Source organism: Dawidia cretensis (assembly GCF_018598175.1).
GTDB classification, from domain to species: Bacteria; Bacteroidota; Bacteroidia; order Cytophagales; family Cyclobacteriaceae; genus Ohtaekwangia; species Ohtaekwangia cretensis.
The window spans coordinates 134,942-148,886 of record NZ_JAHESE010000002.1; the positions used below are offsets into that span (position 1 = coordinate 134,942).

Consider the following 13,945-nt stretch of genomic DNA (forward strand, 5'->3'; position numbering starts at 1 on the left):
AAGGCCCTGAGAATAGCCAAATCAGACAGACTATCCACCAAAGGGCAGGTTTAACGATTTTCGGCATCGCCACAAGTTACATATTATGATGTCCCTGGAAAAGGCATGTGCTAAGTCAGGTAGGTAGTCCGCACAGTGAAGTGACTGAACGGCACAGTTTGAAAAGTAGGTGAATTGAAAATTGATAATTTGCCTTCCTATCGCTGGCGTTGGCTTATTGTCAGGATGCCACGATTACATTCAACGATGTTTCACTTAAACGTTATTTTCATGCGTCATCTTATCATAGTACTCCTGTTATGCGGTATATGGTCTGTCTCTCTGGCACAGGCTTTAAAAGATTTTGATAAACGTTTTTCCAATAAGGTAAACCGTAAGATTGATCAGAAAGTAGACCGGAATATTGATAAAGTATTAAACAAGGCCGACCAGAGAACGGACAAGCCCATCGACGACGTCTTAACCCCTAAACCCGATGGGAAGAAGGCAGTAGAAAAGAAAGAATCTGCCGAAGGTACACAGCAGGAGAATAATGAGGACATCAAACTGCATGCCGCGGGCGATTTTGATTTCGTGCCGGGCAGCGAACTAATTTTTGCAGATAATTTTGAAAAAGACGCAGTTGGTGATTTCCCGGCTTCGTGGAACACCTCTGGCTCGGGTGAAGTCCTTATCCTAAGTGGAATGCCCGGCAAATGGTTATCCATACCCCACAATACGCTCACTCTTCCCGAAAAACTTCCGGCGTTGCCGGAAAATTTCACGGTGGAGTTTAATCTTATCTATCCGGGTGATAACCGCCCGCCGATTACGTTCGGATTCACGGATAGTAAAAACCCCGTGAAAGAAAACATTCAATATAAAAAACTGTTTTACTTTCGCATTCAGCACACACAGGATCTTATTGGCAGCACAGACCGGTTTTACTCCGGCGGCGAGAACAATCAATCCTACGCTTTCAAAAGTTTGGCTGGTAAGGTAATGCGTGTCAGTATCAGCGTGAACAAAACGCGTATCCGGCTTTATCTAAACCGGGATAAGGTTTTTGATCTGCCCCGCGCCTTTGAGCCTTTTACACTTCGTAACAATTTTTTCCTGAAGTCTGCGGCGGTCACAAGCAAACCCCAGCCGTTTTATATTGCTGACGTACGCATCGCGGCAGCCGGTACAGATGCGCGAAGCGGTATTTTGAAAGAATTTATGGACAAGGGTAGCGTATCGACGAACGCGATTCAATTCGACTTTAACAGCGATAAAATAACCCCGTCTTCGTATCAGATCATCGACGAGTTCGGCGAAGCGCTGAAGCGAAGTGACGATTGGCGTATCAACATTATTGGGCACACGGATAACATTGGCAAAGATTCGTATAATCAACAGCTGTCCGCAAAACGTGCTGCCGCTGTAAAAGCGTATCTGGTGAGCAAATATGACATCGACACGGATCGAATACAAACGGAAGGAAAAGGTGCGGCCATATCCCTGAAGCCCAATGATACAGCCGAAGGACGCGCCGCGAACAGACGCGTAGAATTTGTGAGACTTACTATTCAGAAATAAACAATTACTATGTTAACTTCTTATTATTCGGGTATTCTTTTTATTATTTGTCTTTTTACCGTCTCCTGTAAAGACGATAATGATGCGCCTCCTGTGCCTGTGCCTGAGCTTAGGAATAAAATTGTTTTTGCAAGCGATAGGGACGGCTCCGTCATGCTGTATAGCATGAACCTGAACGGTTCTGATCCCGACGATCTGACCGAAGGATCCAACGGCTCGATATCACCCGACGGCAGAGCGCTTGCATACGTTAAAGAAAATAACATCTATACAGCAAAGGCAGATGGGTCCGATGTTTTACAGTTAACTATCACCGGAACAGACAAGCAACCCCGGTGGTCGCCCGACGGATCAAGGACCGCCTTTTATAGTTTCCGGCAAGGGGGTAAGGCGCAGCTCCATACCATGAAGAAGGATGGAAGCGACGTGATGCAGATGACTGACATTAGCGGCCGGGGATTTATTGACGCGGTATGGTCACCCGACGGGTCCAGGGTAGTATGTATTGGTAGTGTCGATATTTCTAACACCGATGTTTACCTGGCTGACGGGAACCAAACTTTAAACCTAACCAATGATAGCTTTGAGGATATGCACGCCGGCTGGTCGCCGGATGGAAGTAAAATTCTCTTTGTCAGCAACCGCGGTGGTGAATACAATATTTATAGCATGAATGCCAATGGTACAGCTGTAATTCGCCTCACAAGCCATGTGGGTGTACACTTAAACCCGCGGTGGTCGCCAGACGGCAGCGAAATATTATTTTTGGGCGACTACAGCATATATAAGATGAACGTTGATGGAACCGGTCTTATGCAGCTTACTTTTCAGACGGAAGCGCATTTTGACGAATCTCCCCAATGGTCGTCTGATAGCAAAAAAATCATCTTCACCCGTAATACCAAAATCGGAGCAGCCTACCAGTCGGATATATTTTCGGTCAACCGGGATGGTTCGGGCCTGGTAAATCTCACCGCAAATCCGGCAGACGATTTCCAACCCATCTGGGGCCCTGCGGGAAATTAGCGCATGATGTGTAAGCGGAAGTCAGCTTGCTGCTAAATAAGATGCCTTGGAGTAAGCAGCTCGGCCTCGATGGTGATACGCCGCTTTAAAAAACAGAGAACGCTCTTCACGTCTGGCTAGCATTCACCATCATGCCACTATTTGCACTGCCAAATGCTCGTCTTCACCTAGATGCAGGCATCTTCGATGCCGTCAAGACGCCGGTCAATACAGGCGTTTTGTCAGGACTTGTACCGGGTAAGTGCGTTGGCTTTTTTGGCTTCACCAGGATGGTGATTCGGCTTGGGATAGCCACGCTTCCGGTTGGGGGACGGGAAGTTTATATTTTTGGGGTTGCGTTACTGGCGGGTATTGGGTTACAATGTCTTTGTTCAATACAGCGCTAGCGTTTTCGACTCCAGAGCTAATTTCGCAGTCCAATACGGTATCTTGTTAGCTTCCCCGGTGTCCGATGTTTTTTGGGTGTTTCTTTTAAAAACTTTCGTAAGCCCACCGGAGCACTTGTAAGCGGTTCGATGGCAGTCAGTAAATGATCGCTGCTCCAGTATTCGATACAAATTAATTTTTCAATACATCTACATATTTGGCCATAAAAATTCTATTTAAACAGTAAATGCATAGTACGATCACCCCAACTGATCCAACCGTAATTATTGCGAGGTTTATGAGCCCACCATACATATCCAGTAAGGAGTAATTTATTATTGATTTGTGGTCAGCGAATGTTCGAATGAGATAGCCACACAAGTTAGTTGTTGAGTGAATCACTATAGGGTACACCATATTCCTCGTTTTATAGAATACCCATCCCGCGAACAGGCCTACTAAAAAGGCGGCCACAAATTGCCATGGATTTAAATGAACAATTCCGAACAGGAAGCTGGAAATTATTATCGCTTTGGATGGAGAATATGCTTGTTTCAGTAGGCCATCTAAAATAACTCCTCTAAAGATCAATTCTTCTAATACCGGCGCGGCAATCACCATCAAAACAAAAGTAAATAGACTCGTTTGGTTGACCATTTCGATCAGTGACGCTCGAACACTTTCCGGCATGGGTATCAACATTGATACCGGCGATATAATCCCGAAGAGAAGGGAAATTGAAATTGCAATAACCAAGTAAATAACGTGGGAATTGTCGAATTTGAACGTGTAAGTAGCGGTTTTGACTTTTATTTTTCTGATTTTTTGTACTACTAAAAATGAAACGCCCATTGCGCACAAATAATACAAAAGATTAGAAGCTTCTCTGCTAATGATGGTAATTGGCAAGGTTGTCAAAGGCGCAAATATCAACAGCGCCAGGATTATGATGCCAGCAATCGAAAAACTTTGCATTATATTCGGATAGATAACTGATTGTTGCGTTTTCATCGTTTTATCGCTGTTTAAATAGTGTATATTATTTTATTACTTCGCGAAGAAGTTCATCAATTTGATTGATTTGTTTATTGTAATATTTTACATGCACTAATGTCAGAATGGTATAAAAAAAACCTCCGGCGCCAATGTAAAGTAAAATCGTCGCTAGTGGAACCGCTGTGAAAACATCTGTATTATTGGTTAGTTTAAATACGACCGGGCAAACAGATGCCAATAGGGCGAATCCTAATGGTAGATAGAACTTCTTGTTTATATGGTATGCCTTCTGGCATGCCGCAAAGTCAAGAATTGTTTGTTTGTAGCTTTTTCGGACAATATCTATTGTGCTGGCTTTTATAATAAAATTGGCCGACATCACTATTGCAATGAGAGAAATTATCATACTTAAGATACCGCTAAACAGCAGTGGAGTTGTATCCAGAGTTTCAAGCTTAAATAGGATATAGCAAATGAAGGCGAACAGCCATGTGTTGCCGCCTATTTCAAGCATGAATACTTTGCTTAGTCTATTTTTTGATCTCGTTTGGGCCATCCGTAGAATAACCTCATTGGTTAATTTTTCCTGCTTTTCAACGCGGTCACTGATTTGGCGCCACAGTTCTTTCGTTTCGTCAATATCCATATCTTAGATTGGTGTAATTTGGGATTTTAGCTTTTGCTTAATGCGCGATAGTCTTGTAGCAACATTCGTTAGGGTAAGGCCGGTAACACGTGCTATCTCCTCATATGGCTTATCTTCGAGATAAAGAAAAATGATGCCCTTGTCAAGATCATTGAGGCTCTGAATTTCTTTATACAACACTTTCACTCTTTCTTCCCAATAGAGATCAGTGTGCTCGGCATAATTCAAAACGACGTCATCGATCGGTATCTGCGGTATTTGTTTTTTGTTTTTTCGAAACTGTGTAATGGCTGTATTTAACGCAATGCGGTAGATCCACGTTGATATTTTTGAATCACTTCTGAATGCGTCAATGGACTTCCATAATTGTATCACGATTTCCTGAAACAAGTCCTTTCGGTCATCCTCGCTCTTCGTGTATAAGATTGATACCCTGAAAATCATGGACTGATTCTCCTTTATGATTTTTGTAAAATCTTCGTCCCGGTTCAACTATTTTGCGGTTTTACTATTTGTCGTCAAATCTTCAAAAAAGTCACAGTTTGATCTGGGACTCGATAGGCAATGCATGCTTAATTAAAAGCTGTCGGTCTGTAGGGCAGAACGGCCGGCAAATGGTGGCGGGATATCGCCGGTGGCCGATTGGTCGACAATGGATAATGCAATCTGAAGGGGCTCGACCTTCGGGCTCGCTGGGGCCTCGATGGCTAATTGATGCATTTTTGGGTCTTTTGATGTGGCCAGTCCTATTCCCATCCCTTTCTTGTGAAGAATGGTTAACGGTTAGGAACAGCGCAGAAAACGTAAGCAATGGCCCGCCTCTATCATTGTAAGAATTAATGGTTAATGTGGTAGTGCTTTTAGGCATTGTTTTTTCATGCTGGTTATTGGTGAATAATTACATTGTTATTCTTGCTATAGTTGGTACCGCGGCGCTTGCTATGGCCTGGATGCCCGCAATAACTCAAAAATTAAAGATTTCGTATGCCGTGCTGTACGTTATCGTGGGCTTTACGCTTTACGCTTTTGTCCGAACGCTGCCTGAGCCAAATCCTACCAAGCAGGTTGACATCACTTTGAGACTCACTGAACTGGTTGTGCTAGTTTCGCTGATGGGGACCGGCTTGAAGATTGATGAACGATTTTCCATTAAGGAATGGTCTATTCCGCTACGTCTGGTCAGCATAACGATGTTGTTGAGTATTGCCATTACTGCCTTGCTCGGCTACTTTTGGTTGGGGTTCAGCATTCCGTCGGCGATACTTCTTGGAGCTGCTTTGGCCCCGACAGACCCCGTGCTTGCCTCGGATGTTCAAGTTGGCCCGCCATTAGAAAAAACGAGAAGTAATGTTCGCTTTGCGCTGACTGCTGAAGGCGGCCTAAACGATAGCATGGCGTTTCCATTCACCTGGCTGGCGATAGGATTGTCCGCTTCTACCTTTGATGCTGGAAAAATCGCTAATTGGGTCATTGATGATGTAGTTTTTAAAATTGGCATCGGTCTGGTAACCGGTTTTCTGATCGGGAAAGCGCTGGCGTATTTACTATTCCATTTGCCGAAGAAAACAACACTTGATACGCCAGCCGATGGATTTGTCGCCCTATCTGCGACGTTACTTGTATACGGGGTTACGGAGCTGATCCATGGCTATGGATTTTTAGCGGTCTTCGTTTGCGCAGTGACGCTTCGGAACTCTGAAATGGATCATGAATATCATAAGAAGCTTCATGCTTTTTCGGATCAGATCGAGAGGATACTGGTGGCAATCGTTTTGATTTTATTTGGAGGCAGCATTTCGTATGGTATTTTATCCATTCTTAATTGGCCGTTAGTGTTATTTGGGCTAGTGTCCATCGTTGTAGTAAGACCATTGTGCGCGTATTTCGCTGTTATGCGTGCCAGGCTGCCTGGGAGGGAGAAGGCGATAATAAGCTTCTTTGGAATTAAGGGTGTTGGCTCATTGTTTTATCTTGCATTTGCATTAAACGAAGCGCCTTTTGAAAATGCCGCGGAACTGTGGTGTGTCGTGTCATTTATAGTGCTCTGCTCTATTGTAATACACGGATTTTCAGCTGCGAAAACCATAGCTAGTGTTGAGAAACATCCCTGACATCACCTATTTATATGTATAGTCAGAGCCAAGTCGGATAATGCTTCGATGTTTGCCGCGGGCGTCCCGGCGTGCGGCGTTATGATTACGGGGGCCGCCGGGCGTGACTCCAAAAGAGAAGTTTACGAAATGATCAACGGAAAAGATGCGGAAGAAAAGACTTGGTGCTGTTAGCGGTAGTAGCTCTTAAAAATCGCCATTGATTTACTGCCGGGATTGGGCGCCTTGTGACACATTGGCCCAATGTTTTCCAGCGTTTTCCTGCTGGTATAGTTGGGCCAACCGAATACGCTGACGATTTGAACGTTATCAGCAGTATTGGGTTTCGGCTTGTGATCCGACAGGGACTCGAACCCCGAACCGTCAGCTTAGAAGGCTGATGCTCTATCCAGTTGAGCTATCGGACCTGGATATACCTTGTTGTCTTACTCGGTGTGACTTCTGTACATGCCGAGCAGCATCTTGGAGACTTTCTCGTAGCGCTCGTACAAGTCTTGCGCTTGTGCCAGGGGAATCATCCCCAGTTCGCCCAGTACTTGCAGAATGGCCACGCATTCAAAAACGGCACTGCGGGATATGGTGATATAATGCTTTTTGTCGGCCGTTGTCATCCGGCCGGTGCCTTCGGCCAGGTTGAGAAGAATATCCATGCAGGCTTTTCTCCACTGATCCTTGATGTAAGGATCCATCTTCTCACTTGAGAAAACGATCTTTAGTGAATCCGTCACCAGTGTTTTGGCGATTTGGTAGACCTCTAATTTCTCAAAATCAAACATGGCGCTGGCTTAATCATTATCCCAACCACGAGCGGAGAGGGGGGGATTCGAACCCCCGGTACCGGTTGCCCAGTACGACAGTTTAGCAAACTGTTGGTTTCAGCCACTCACCCACCTCTCCGTGTTATGTGTCCTCTTTGCGCTTACAGGGCCTGCAGTCTTTTAAGATTGCCTTTTGGCCTCAAAAACGGGCTTTTTCAAAAAGGAAGTGCAAATATAGAAGTTGCCCGTAAACTATCGCAAGCGGATGCCAAATAGTTTATCGTTTCTCATACCATTTCTTCTTGGCCGGTCGCAACAACGCGCCCGACAAGGCGGCAAATCCACCCACCAGTCCACCCACCAATGCCGTGATGACAAACAGCAATGTGTTGTCTTGCAGGGTAAAGATACGCGCCACGCGTGTGCTCAAATCCGTCGATGCTTCACCGTCGATCATCCAGGCCTTCCACACCCACAGTCCGGCAATGGCCAGGAACCCGGCGAGGAAATTTGCCCGCGAGCGCACAACATACCCGGCAAAGAAAGCGGCCACGACGATGACGTACCACGGGAAGAATAACTCGAGTACGTAGGCCAGTACAAAAATGACAATCAGCTGCAGCAGGAATTTCATTGTTCAGAAGGTGTTAGCACAATAGAGGAAAACTTGTCGGCCGACTGGCCGGCAGTTTGTAAGAAATGTAGCGCGGGATATTTCCCATTGGTCCACGTGTCGATCATGTCGGCGTAGTGCGGACTGCCCGGGTTGCCCGATTGGCCACCGGGGTATACACCCCAGGCTTTGACGCCGCTTTTCTCCAGGCTCACGATCATTCTCCACGAAGGACCATGCGTTTTGGAAAATGCATTGACGATGTCGTGATTACCACCGGCGTTGACGGCCACGCTAAGCGGCTCCAGGCGCAGCAAGTGATTGATGCGGCTGTCCTTGTAGGCGCCCCACGGCACCTTGGTGCTGCCGGCATGTTCTTTTTTCCACTGCTCGACACTTTGCACGCTTTTGGCAAACGCCAGGCGAATGATGTCGGTGACGGTTTCTTTTTGCGGTGTCTGCTGAATATCAAAGAAAGCCAGGTCCGGCTTTTCCCGCATCAGCTTGAGGGTGGTATAGGTAGTCGGATACTCCAGCAAGGTATCGCCTTTGCTCAGCTCGTCCCAGATCAGGCTGGGATACATGCTGTCCCACCAGGCTTCGTAATACGCGGCGCCTTCGGCGTCGGCCGTGTTGGTATAGTTCCAGGCTTTTAGAATATCGAAGGCCGTCATCTCGGCAGGGGAGAGGCGGGTGGAGTCCAGTTGTTTGAGCCAGGTCGGCAGGCTTTCGGCGGCTTTGAGATTGTAGTTGTCGGTCTGCAGGGCCATCATGTCGGACACGGTAATGCTCGTGTCCTGGGTCAATACGCTGTTGATGCGGCGATTGCGATACGCTTCCCAGGAAGGCGCGGTAATGTAATACGGGTAAGTGTTGTCAACCGGATATTGGTTGGCCGAGCTTACAAAGCCACGCGGTGGATTGCGATAAGCTATGTTTTGCTCCACGGGTATAAAGGCTTGCCAGCCGTTGGTGTGGAGGCTGCCGTCGAGTACAAAGCGACCTTCGTTCTTACGGCGCGCCGGGAATTTACCCTGTATGCGCATGGCCACATCGCCCTGCACGGAGGCGAAGACAAAGTTCTGGGCCGGCGCCTGGTAGGTGTTGAGTGCTTTTTTATAATCGTCGAAGCTGCGCGCGCGGTTTAGCTTGTAAAAGGTCAACAGCTCCAGCGACGGATCGTGGGCAATCCAACGGAAGGCATAGTCGGCGTGGTCGTTGTTGGCCTTGAACGTGTGGTCGTAGGTGATGGGGCCCCAGTGGGTATAATACACAGTGTCGGATACCGGGTCTTCACCGCGGACGTGGATGGTCTCCACAACGGCACGGGTATCGGCCCAACGTTCGTCGAGGCGGTATTTCTGGCGGCTGCTGTCTTTATAGGTAATGCGGAACCAATCGATGAGGTCGCGCTGTGCATTGGTCACGCCCCACGCCACGGAGTCGGTAAAGCCGATGATGATGCCCGGGGTACCGGGCAGCGAAGCACCCATGCAGTTGGTGCCCGGGCCATGAAGCTGTACAACGTACCACAGTGACGGCAGCGACAGGTTCAGGTGCGGGTCGTTGCAAAGCATGGGCGAACCGGTGGCCGTCTTGCTGCCGTGCACGGCCCAGTTGTTGCTGCCCGTCGTCGGGTCGGCGCCGGGTTTCTTTTTTACCTGGATCAGTTCCTTTGGCAAGGCCAGGGGGATCGAGTCGGACAGTACGTTGGTAAATTTCCAACTGCCGGGCTGGTCGACGATGGGCTCGCCTGCGGCTTCCTGGTCGGGATATAGCAGGTCCACTACCTCGGGGCCGAAGAGCTGTAGGGCATTGGTCATTTCGAGATCCTTGTCACGCATGCAGAGGCTATAGGCCATGTTCTTGAGCAGCAGCGCTGACTTCAGGGGTGTCCACGGTTCCGGCCGATAGTCCAGGAGTTTGTATTCGAAGGCCAGGTCGCTGTAGTGCAGCGATTGGATATAGGCGTTGATGCCTTCGGCATATTTTTCGATCATCCTCCGGGTCGTGTCATTCTTCATCATCGTTTCGTAGGCATGCTGCGCGCCAAAGGTCATGCCGAGGCGGCGCATGTAGCGATCATTTTCAAGGGCTACCGGGCCGGCGATCTCGGACACGCGGCCCGCGGCGGCATGCGTCTGAATTTCCATTTGCCAAAGGCGGTGCATGGCGGTGACATAGCCCTGCGCCAGGTACAGGTCGGCCTCGTTCGAGGCGAAGATGTGGGGTATGGCCAGGCTGTCGAAGACGAGGGTGACTTTGTCCTGTAAGCCGGGTATATGCAACTCGGTGGGCGGCTTGGCGCCCGTGGGCTCGATGTTTTGCCAGAAGCCGTGGAAGGGGTCGAGTAGCTTCCCCAGCGGTGGGAGGGGAGCTTTGCCAATCACCCAGCGGTTGTCCAGGAAATACACGAGTGCCAGGGTAATGGCAAAGGAGACGGAGAACTTAATTAAGCGCATGTAAGGGCGGTTCCGGAATAATAATGTCGCGTTTAAAGCCGTGAGCGGGGCCGGCTCAAACTTTTCCGTTCAAAATAGAAAGCTTTTCCTAATTTTCGGGTGAATTTTCCACGAAAAAATTTAGCTAAATCGTTTGAAACAGATTTTATCCAAATACACCAAGGAACAGGTCCACCGGGCGGGCCTGATCAAGGCGATCTTCTTTGATGTGGACGGCGTACTGACCGACAGTAAGATCATTTACGACGAGAACGGCCGGGAGATCAAAAACTTCAATGTCAAGGACGGGCAGATCATTTCACATCTGAAGCGGGCGGGTATCCTGACCGGGGCAATCTCCGGCCGCGATTCGGGCGCTACGGCCAGGCGTTGTGCCGAGCTCAAGGTAGATTTCTGCCACCAGGGTATTATGGATAAGGCCTCTACGTTTGAGAAGCTCGCCAAGCACTATAAGTTGAAGTTAAAGGAAATTGCATTTATCGGCGACGATATCAACGACCTGACCACACTCAGCCGGGCAGGCTTGAGCGTATGTCCGGCGGATACGTTCGACTATATCAAAGACCGTGTGCACCTGGTAACGTTCGCCAAAGGCGGCCGCGGCGTGCTGCGCGAAGTAGGCGACCTGGTGCTGTCGGCACGCGGGGAGTTTGATAAGATCCTGGAAGTGTAGACTAACGAAGAAAATAACCTATGGATAAGTTTAAAGATACTGTACAGATCGCTGACCGGATCACTCTGGGGGGCGAACGCATGGTGCTGTTCGGCGGCCCGTGCGCGGCCGAGAGCTACGACATTTGTATGGAGACCGGCACACAGGTAAAAGCCTTGTGCGAGAAGCTCGACATTTCATATGTATTCAAGTCGTCGTTTGACAAAGCCAACCGCACCTCGTCGGGTTCCTACCGTGGACCGAGTGTAGAGGGTGGGTTGGATATTCTGCGTCGCGTGAAGAAAGACCTGCAAGTGCCGATCGTCACAGACGTGCACGAGTCGTACCAGTGCGCGGAAGCTGCCGAGGTAGCCGACGTGCTGCAGATCCCGGCGTTCCTGTGCCGGCAGACGGACCTGCTGAAAGCTGCCGCCCGTACCGGCAAAGCTGTGAAGATCAAGAAGGGCCAGTTCATGGCGCCCGAAGACATGAAATACGCCGTGGACAAAGTGCGCGGCGAAGGCAACAACAATGTATTCTTAACGGAACGTGGTGCCAGCTTTGGCTACCACACGCTGGTGGTGGATATGCGCTCGCTGCCGATCATGCGCCAGTACACCCCGGTGATTTTTGACGTCACCCACTCCGTGCAACAGCCGGGAGGCATGGGAGGCTCATCCGGTGGCCAACGTGAGTTTGCGCCGTTCCTGGCCCGCGCCGCGGCCGCTGCAGGCGTCGACGGTTTCTTCATTGAAACACACCCGAATCCTGAAAAGGCCTTGAGCGATGGCCCCAACATGATCCCGCTGCACCAGATGGAGGACTTCCTGGTGATGCTGAAACGGTATTGGGAGTTGCATACGCTGCATCACTAAGCCACTCCCAGGCCTGTTGATCAGGGCCTAGGTTCTAGCCTTAGAGGAAGAGCGAGAAAGCCAGACAGTTATGTTGTCTGGTTTTTCTTTTTGTAGCCATTTATGGCTTGGGTATTATGGAAGCAGCGGGCAGAGCTATGCTGTTTTAGTGCAGCGATTTTTCAACCTTGCCGTTAAAGCCAACTTCTTGCCGTGGGACAAAATAGCCCTTGATACAATTCGGATTCCGGATGCAGATTTGAATGTGATTTTTGTCCTTGAAGCCCGCCTCCGGATAAACATGATCTCCTTCCCAAAACACGGAACGTACCGAGTCGAAAGGGCGCATGCCACCTTCCCTGTTGATGTCATGAACCGCTTCAAGAACGGCGCAGTCAAGCGCCCGATAGATAAAATCATCAGGATTTGAATTCGGAGCGGACTTATTTGTTGGTATTCCAGCTTTGGAGTGGGTACCGAGCACCGTTTTGTAGGCTTCTCGCAGAAAGGAGAAATTGTTATAGTCGAGTAAGTCTAAGCAATGGCTCAAGTCAATGACAGCGCCAATAACCGCCGGCTTCTGAATTTTCGACTTAGGATTGACCAATTTTGCATTTTTTGCAAATTCCAGGGCGCGCTCCTGACTGTGTTCCCAAAAGTAAATGCCGTAACCTAGCCAATCCCATTTATTAACACTGGGTTTTAGGCCTTCCTTACCTGCGGCTACTTTGTCTACGATTGATTGATCCGTGCCGTGAAATCCAAGTACTAAGCCTGGACGACTGTTGTACATGAGTTAGGCTGACTGCCTGGCCCGTTTGCGGATATTACCTGCAGGTGTCAACACACCGATGGTAATTAGAAATTTCTTTGAAGAAGCAGCTGTGGCTGTAACCTTTTTCCTGTGTGCAACCGCCTTTTTGGCAAACTCTTCTCTTTCTTTCTGGCTCATTGGGCTATCATTTATTGTAACGAATAGATCAAAAATAGGCATTTTGCGTCCAAGTGCCAGTAAAAAATACACTTTTGCCAAATTTCTAGATTACCTCCGTTTTTCATAAAAGGGGAAATTCAGTACTACCGAGTGTTTGTACGATTGAATTTCCCCTAACCTTTCCATTTTTTTCCTTGCAGACTAAGGCATTCGTTTTACCTTTGTAATATCTACCAGATTAGTGGTTTTTATGAAAGAGGTGCATATTCATTGTTGTTGTTATCTGTGTTGAGCCTCCCGGCTCATCCCCGCACCGTATTTGTCCACCACCAACTTTCTGCATCATCGTGAATCATATTTATCCCATACAAACTAAGGTCAGCCCTGTTCAGCGTGAGGCATTGCTGCAGCAGCGCCCGGTTGTCCTTTGGTTCACCGGCCTCTCCGGGTCGGGCAAGTCCACGCTGGCCGTGCAGCTCGAAGCGCACCTGCACCAGCAGGGCTTTAAAACGTATTTGCTGGACGGCGACAACATCCGGAATGGTTTGAACAAAGACCTGTCGTTTACAGACGAAGGCCGCGTGGAGAACATCCGCCGCATTGGCGAAGTGTCGCGGTTGTTTGTGGACGCAGGCATTATCGTACTGTCGGCTTTTATCTCGCCGTTTGCCGCAGACCGCGAGCAAGTACGGTCGATTGTGGGAGCAGAGAATTTCGTAGAAGTGTTTGTCGATGCGCCGCTGGAGGTATGCGAGCAGCGCGACGTGAAGGGGCTGTATAAAAAGGCACGTGCCGGCGAAGTCAAAAACTTTACCGGTATCGACTCACCCTATGAGCCGCCCGTGCAGCCTGATGTACATATTCCCACGCATTTGCAGAATGTGGAAGAATCAATGGAAATGTTGCTTTCGTTTATCCGCAGCCGGATCAGCCTGAAGGCGATTGTGTAGATGTTATAGATGTGAAT

At 48.7% G+C, this 13,945-nt stretch carries 14 protein-coding genes, 2 tRNA genes and 1 pseudogene; 7 read left to right on the forward strand and 10 right to left on the reverse strand.

Annotated elements, in window-relative coordinates; translation table 11 throughout:
• The first annotated feature begins 270 nt into the window (after nt 1–270).
• From KK062_RS04110 to KK062_RS31035, 3 genes and pseudogenes are all read left to right on the forward strand, one after another.
• The gene (locus tag KK062_RS04110) at nt 271–1,560 is read left to right on the forward strand and encodes an OmpA family protein (RefSeq protein ID WP_254082981.1); all 1,290 of its coding nucleotides are present in this window, start codon (nt 271–273) and stop codon (nt 1,558–1,560) included.
• A 9-nt stretch (nt 1,561–1,569) separates the two neighbouring features.
• Complete coding sequence (locus tag KK062_RS04115) at nt 1,570–2,586, forward strand: DPP IV N-terminal domain-containing protein (RefSeq protein ID WP_254082982.1); 1,017 nt, start codon at nt 1,570–1,572, stop codon at nt 2,584–2,586.
• A gap of 104 nt (nt 2,587–2,690) precedes the next feature.
• Nucleotides 2,691–2,972, forward strand: a pseudogene (locus tag KK062_RS31035) (Na+/H+ antiporter NhaA); the annotation flags it as partial.
• 172 nt (nt 2,973–3,144) lie between these two features.
• On the opposite strand, the gene KK062_RS04120 reads toward KK062_RS31035, so the two are convergent.
• Genes KK062_RS04120 through KK062_RS04130 form a run of 3 tightly spaced genes read right to left on the reverse strand, consistent with a single transcriptional unit; the run spans nt 3,145 to nt 5,086 of the window.
• Nucleotides 3,145–3,963, reverse strand: a complete 819-nt coding sequence (locus KK062_RS04120; protein ID WP_254082983.1) for a CPBP family intramembrane glutamic endopeptidase — start codon at nt 3,961–3,963, stop codon at nt 3,145–3,147.
• Nucleotides 3,964–3,991: 28 nt separating this feature from the next.
• A complete protein-coding gene (locus KK062_RS04125) occupies nt 3,992–4,594 on the reverse strand; it encodes a hypothetical protein (RefSeq protein ID WP_254082984.1) in 603 nt (200 codons plus the stop codon).
• Nucleotides 4,595–4,597: 3 nt separating this feature from the next.
• Nucleotides 4,598–5,086: an RNA polymerase sigma factor gene (locus tag KK062_RS04130; protein ID WP_254082985.1), complete on the reverse strand. Its 489-nt coding sequence runs from the start codon at nt 5,084–5,086 to the stop codon at nt 4,598–4,600.
• 347 nt (nt 5,087–5,433) lie between these two features.
• Between KK062_RS04130 and KK062_RS04135 the strand changes: the two genes are divergently transcribed.
• The gene (locus KK062_RS04135; RefSeq protein WP_254082986.1) at nt 5,434–6,705 is read left to right on the forward strand and encodes a cation:proton antiporter; all 1,272 of its coding nucleotides are present in this window, start codon (nt 5,434–5,436) and stop codon (nt 6,703–6,705) included.
• A 333-nt stretch (nt 6,706–7,038) separates the two neighbouring features.
• Here the strand turns inward: KK062_RS04135 and KK062_RS04140 are convergent.
• From KK062_RS04140 to KK062_RS04160, 5 genes are all read right to left on the reverse strand, one after another.
• A tRNA-Arg gene (locus tag KK062_RS04140) sits at nt 7,039–7,112 on the reverse strand.
• 18 nt (nt 7,113–7,130) lie between these two features.
• The gene (locus tag KK062_RS04145; protein WP_254082987.1) at nt 7,131–7,481 is read right to left on the reverse strand and encodes a four helix bundle protein; all 351 of its coding nucleotides are present in this window, start codon (nt 7,479–7,481) and stop codon (nt 7,131–7,133) included.
• Nucleotides 7,482–7,513: 32 nt separating this feature from the next.
• Nucleotides 7,514–7,602, reverse strand: a tRNA-Ser gene (locus KK062_RS04150).
• Between the two features lie 138 nt (nt 7,603–7,740).
• Complete coding sequence (locus tag KK062_RS04155) at nt 7,741–8,097, reverse strand: hypothetical protein (RefSeq protein ID WP_254082988.1); 357 nt, start codon at nt 8,095–8,097, stop codon at nt 7,741–7,743.
• On the reverse strand, nt 8,094–10,538 hold the full coding sequence (locus KK062_RS04160; RefSeq protein WP_254082989.1) for a penicillin acylase family protein: 2,445 nt from the start codon (nt 10,536–10,538) through the stop codon (nt 8,094–8,096). Before KK062_RS04160 ends, KK062_RS04155 begins: the two co-directional genes overlap by 4 nt.
• A 133-nt stretch (nt 10,539–10,671) precedes the next feature.
• Here KK062_RS04160 and KK062_RS04165 point away from each other — a divergent pair, with 133 nt between their 5' ends.
• Together KK062_RS04165 and kdsA are read left to right on the forward strand one after the other, a co-directional pair.
• A complete protein-coding gene (locus KK062_RS04165; protein WP_254082990.1) occupies nt 10,672–11,211 on the forward strand; it encodes a KdsC family phosphatase in 540 nt (179 codons plus the stop codon).
• A 20-nt stretch (nt 11,212–11,231) separates the two neighbouring features.
• Nucleotides 11,232–12,065, forward strand: coding sequence for a 3-deoxy-8-phosphooctulonate synthase (gene kdsA, locus KK062_RS04170; protein WP_254082991.1), 834 nt, complete (start codon nt 11,232–11,234; stop codon nt 12,063–12,065).
• A 145-nt stretch (nt 12,066–12,210) separates the two neighbouring features.
• Here the strand turns inward: kdsA and KK062_RS04175 are convergent, their stop codons facing one another.
• Nucleotides 12,211–12,837, reverse strand: a complete 627-nt coding sequence (locus KK062_RS04175) for a hypothetical protein (RefSeq protein WP_254082992.1) — start codon at nt 12,835–12,837, stop codon at nt 12,211–12,213.
• A 3-nt stretch (nt 12,838–12,840) separates the two neighbouring features.
• On the reverse strand, nt 12,841–13,077 hold the full coding sequence (locus KK062_RS04180) for a hypothetical protein (protein ID WP_254082993.1): 237 nt from the start codon (nt 13,075–13,077) through the stop codon (nt 12,841–12,843).
• 248 nt (nt 13,078–13,325) lie between these two features.
• On the opposite strand from KK062_RS04180, the gene cysC reads away from it, so the two are divergent.
• The gene (cysC, locus tag KK062_RS04185; protein WP_254082994.1) at nt 13,326–13,928 is read left to right on the forward strand and encodes an adenylyl-sulfate kinase; all 603 of its coding nucleotides are present in this window, start codon (nt 13,326–13,328) and stop codon (nt 13,926–13,928) included.
• The last annotated feature ends 17 nt before the right edge of the window (nt 13,929–13,945 follow it).

Bases quoted from the DNA above. Each gene is read 5' to 3' on its own strand.
- KK062_RS04135 (WP_254082986.1), top strand. From the start codon at position 5,434: ATGGTTAATGTGGTAGTGCTTTTAGGCATTGTTTTTTCATGCTGGTTA.
- KK062_RS04145 (WP_254082987.1), bottom strand. From the start codon at position 7,481: ATGTTTGATTTTGAGAAATTAGAGGTCTACCAAATCGCCAAAACACTG.
- kdsA (WP_254082991.1), top strand. From the start codon at position 11,232: ATGGATAAGTTTAAAGATACTGTACAGATCGCTGACCGGATCACTCTG.
- KK062_RS04175 (WP_254082992.1), bottom strand. From the start codon at position 12,837: ATGTACAACAGTCGTCCAGGCTTAGTACTTGGATTTCACGGCACGGAT.
- KK062_RS04120 (WP_254082983.1), bottom strand. From the start codon at position 3,963: ATGAAAACGCAACAATCAGTTATCTATCCGAATATAATGCAAAGTTTT.
- KK062_RS04115 (WP_254082982.1), top strand. From the start codon at position 1,570: ATGTTAACTTCTTATTATTCGGGTATTCTTTTTATTATTTGTCTTTTT.
- KK062_RS04125 (WP_254082984.1), bottom strand. From the start codon at position 4,594: ATGGATATTGACGAAACGAAAGAACTGTGGCGCCAAATCAGTGACCGC.
- KK062_RS04110 (WP_254082981.1), top strand. From the start codon at position 271: ATGCGTCATCTTATCATAGTACTCCTGTTATGCGGTATATGGTCTGTC.
- KK062_RS04155 (WP_254082988.1), bottom strand. From the start codon at position 8,097: ATGAAATTCCTGCTGCAGCTGATTGTCATTTTTGTACTGGCCTACGTA.
- KK062_RS04160 (WP_254082989.1), bottom strand. From the start codon at position 10,538: ATGCGCTTAATTAAGTTCTCCGTCTCCTTTGCCATTACCCTGGCACTC.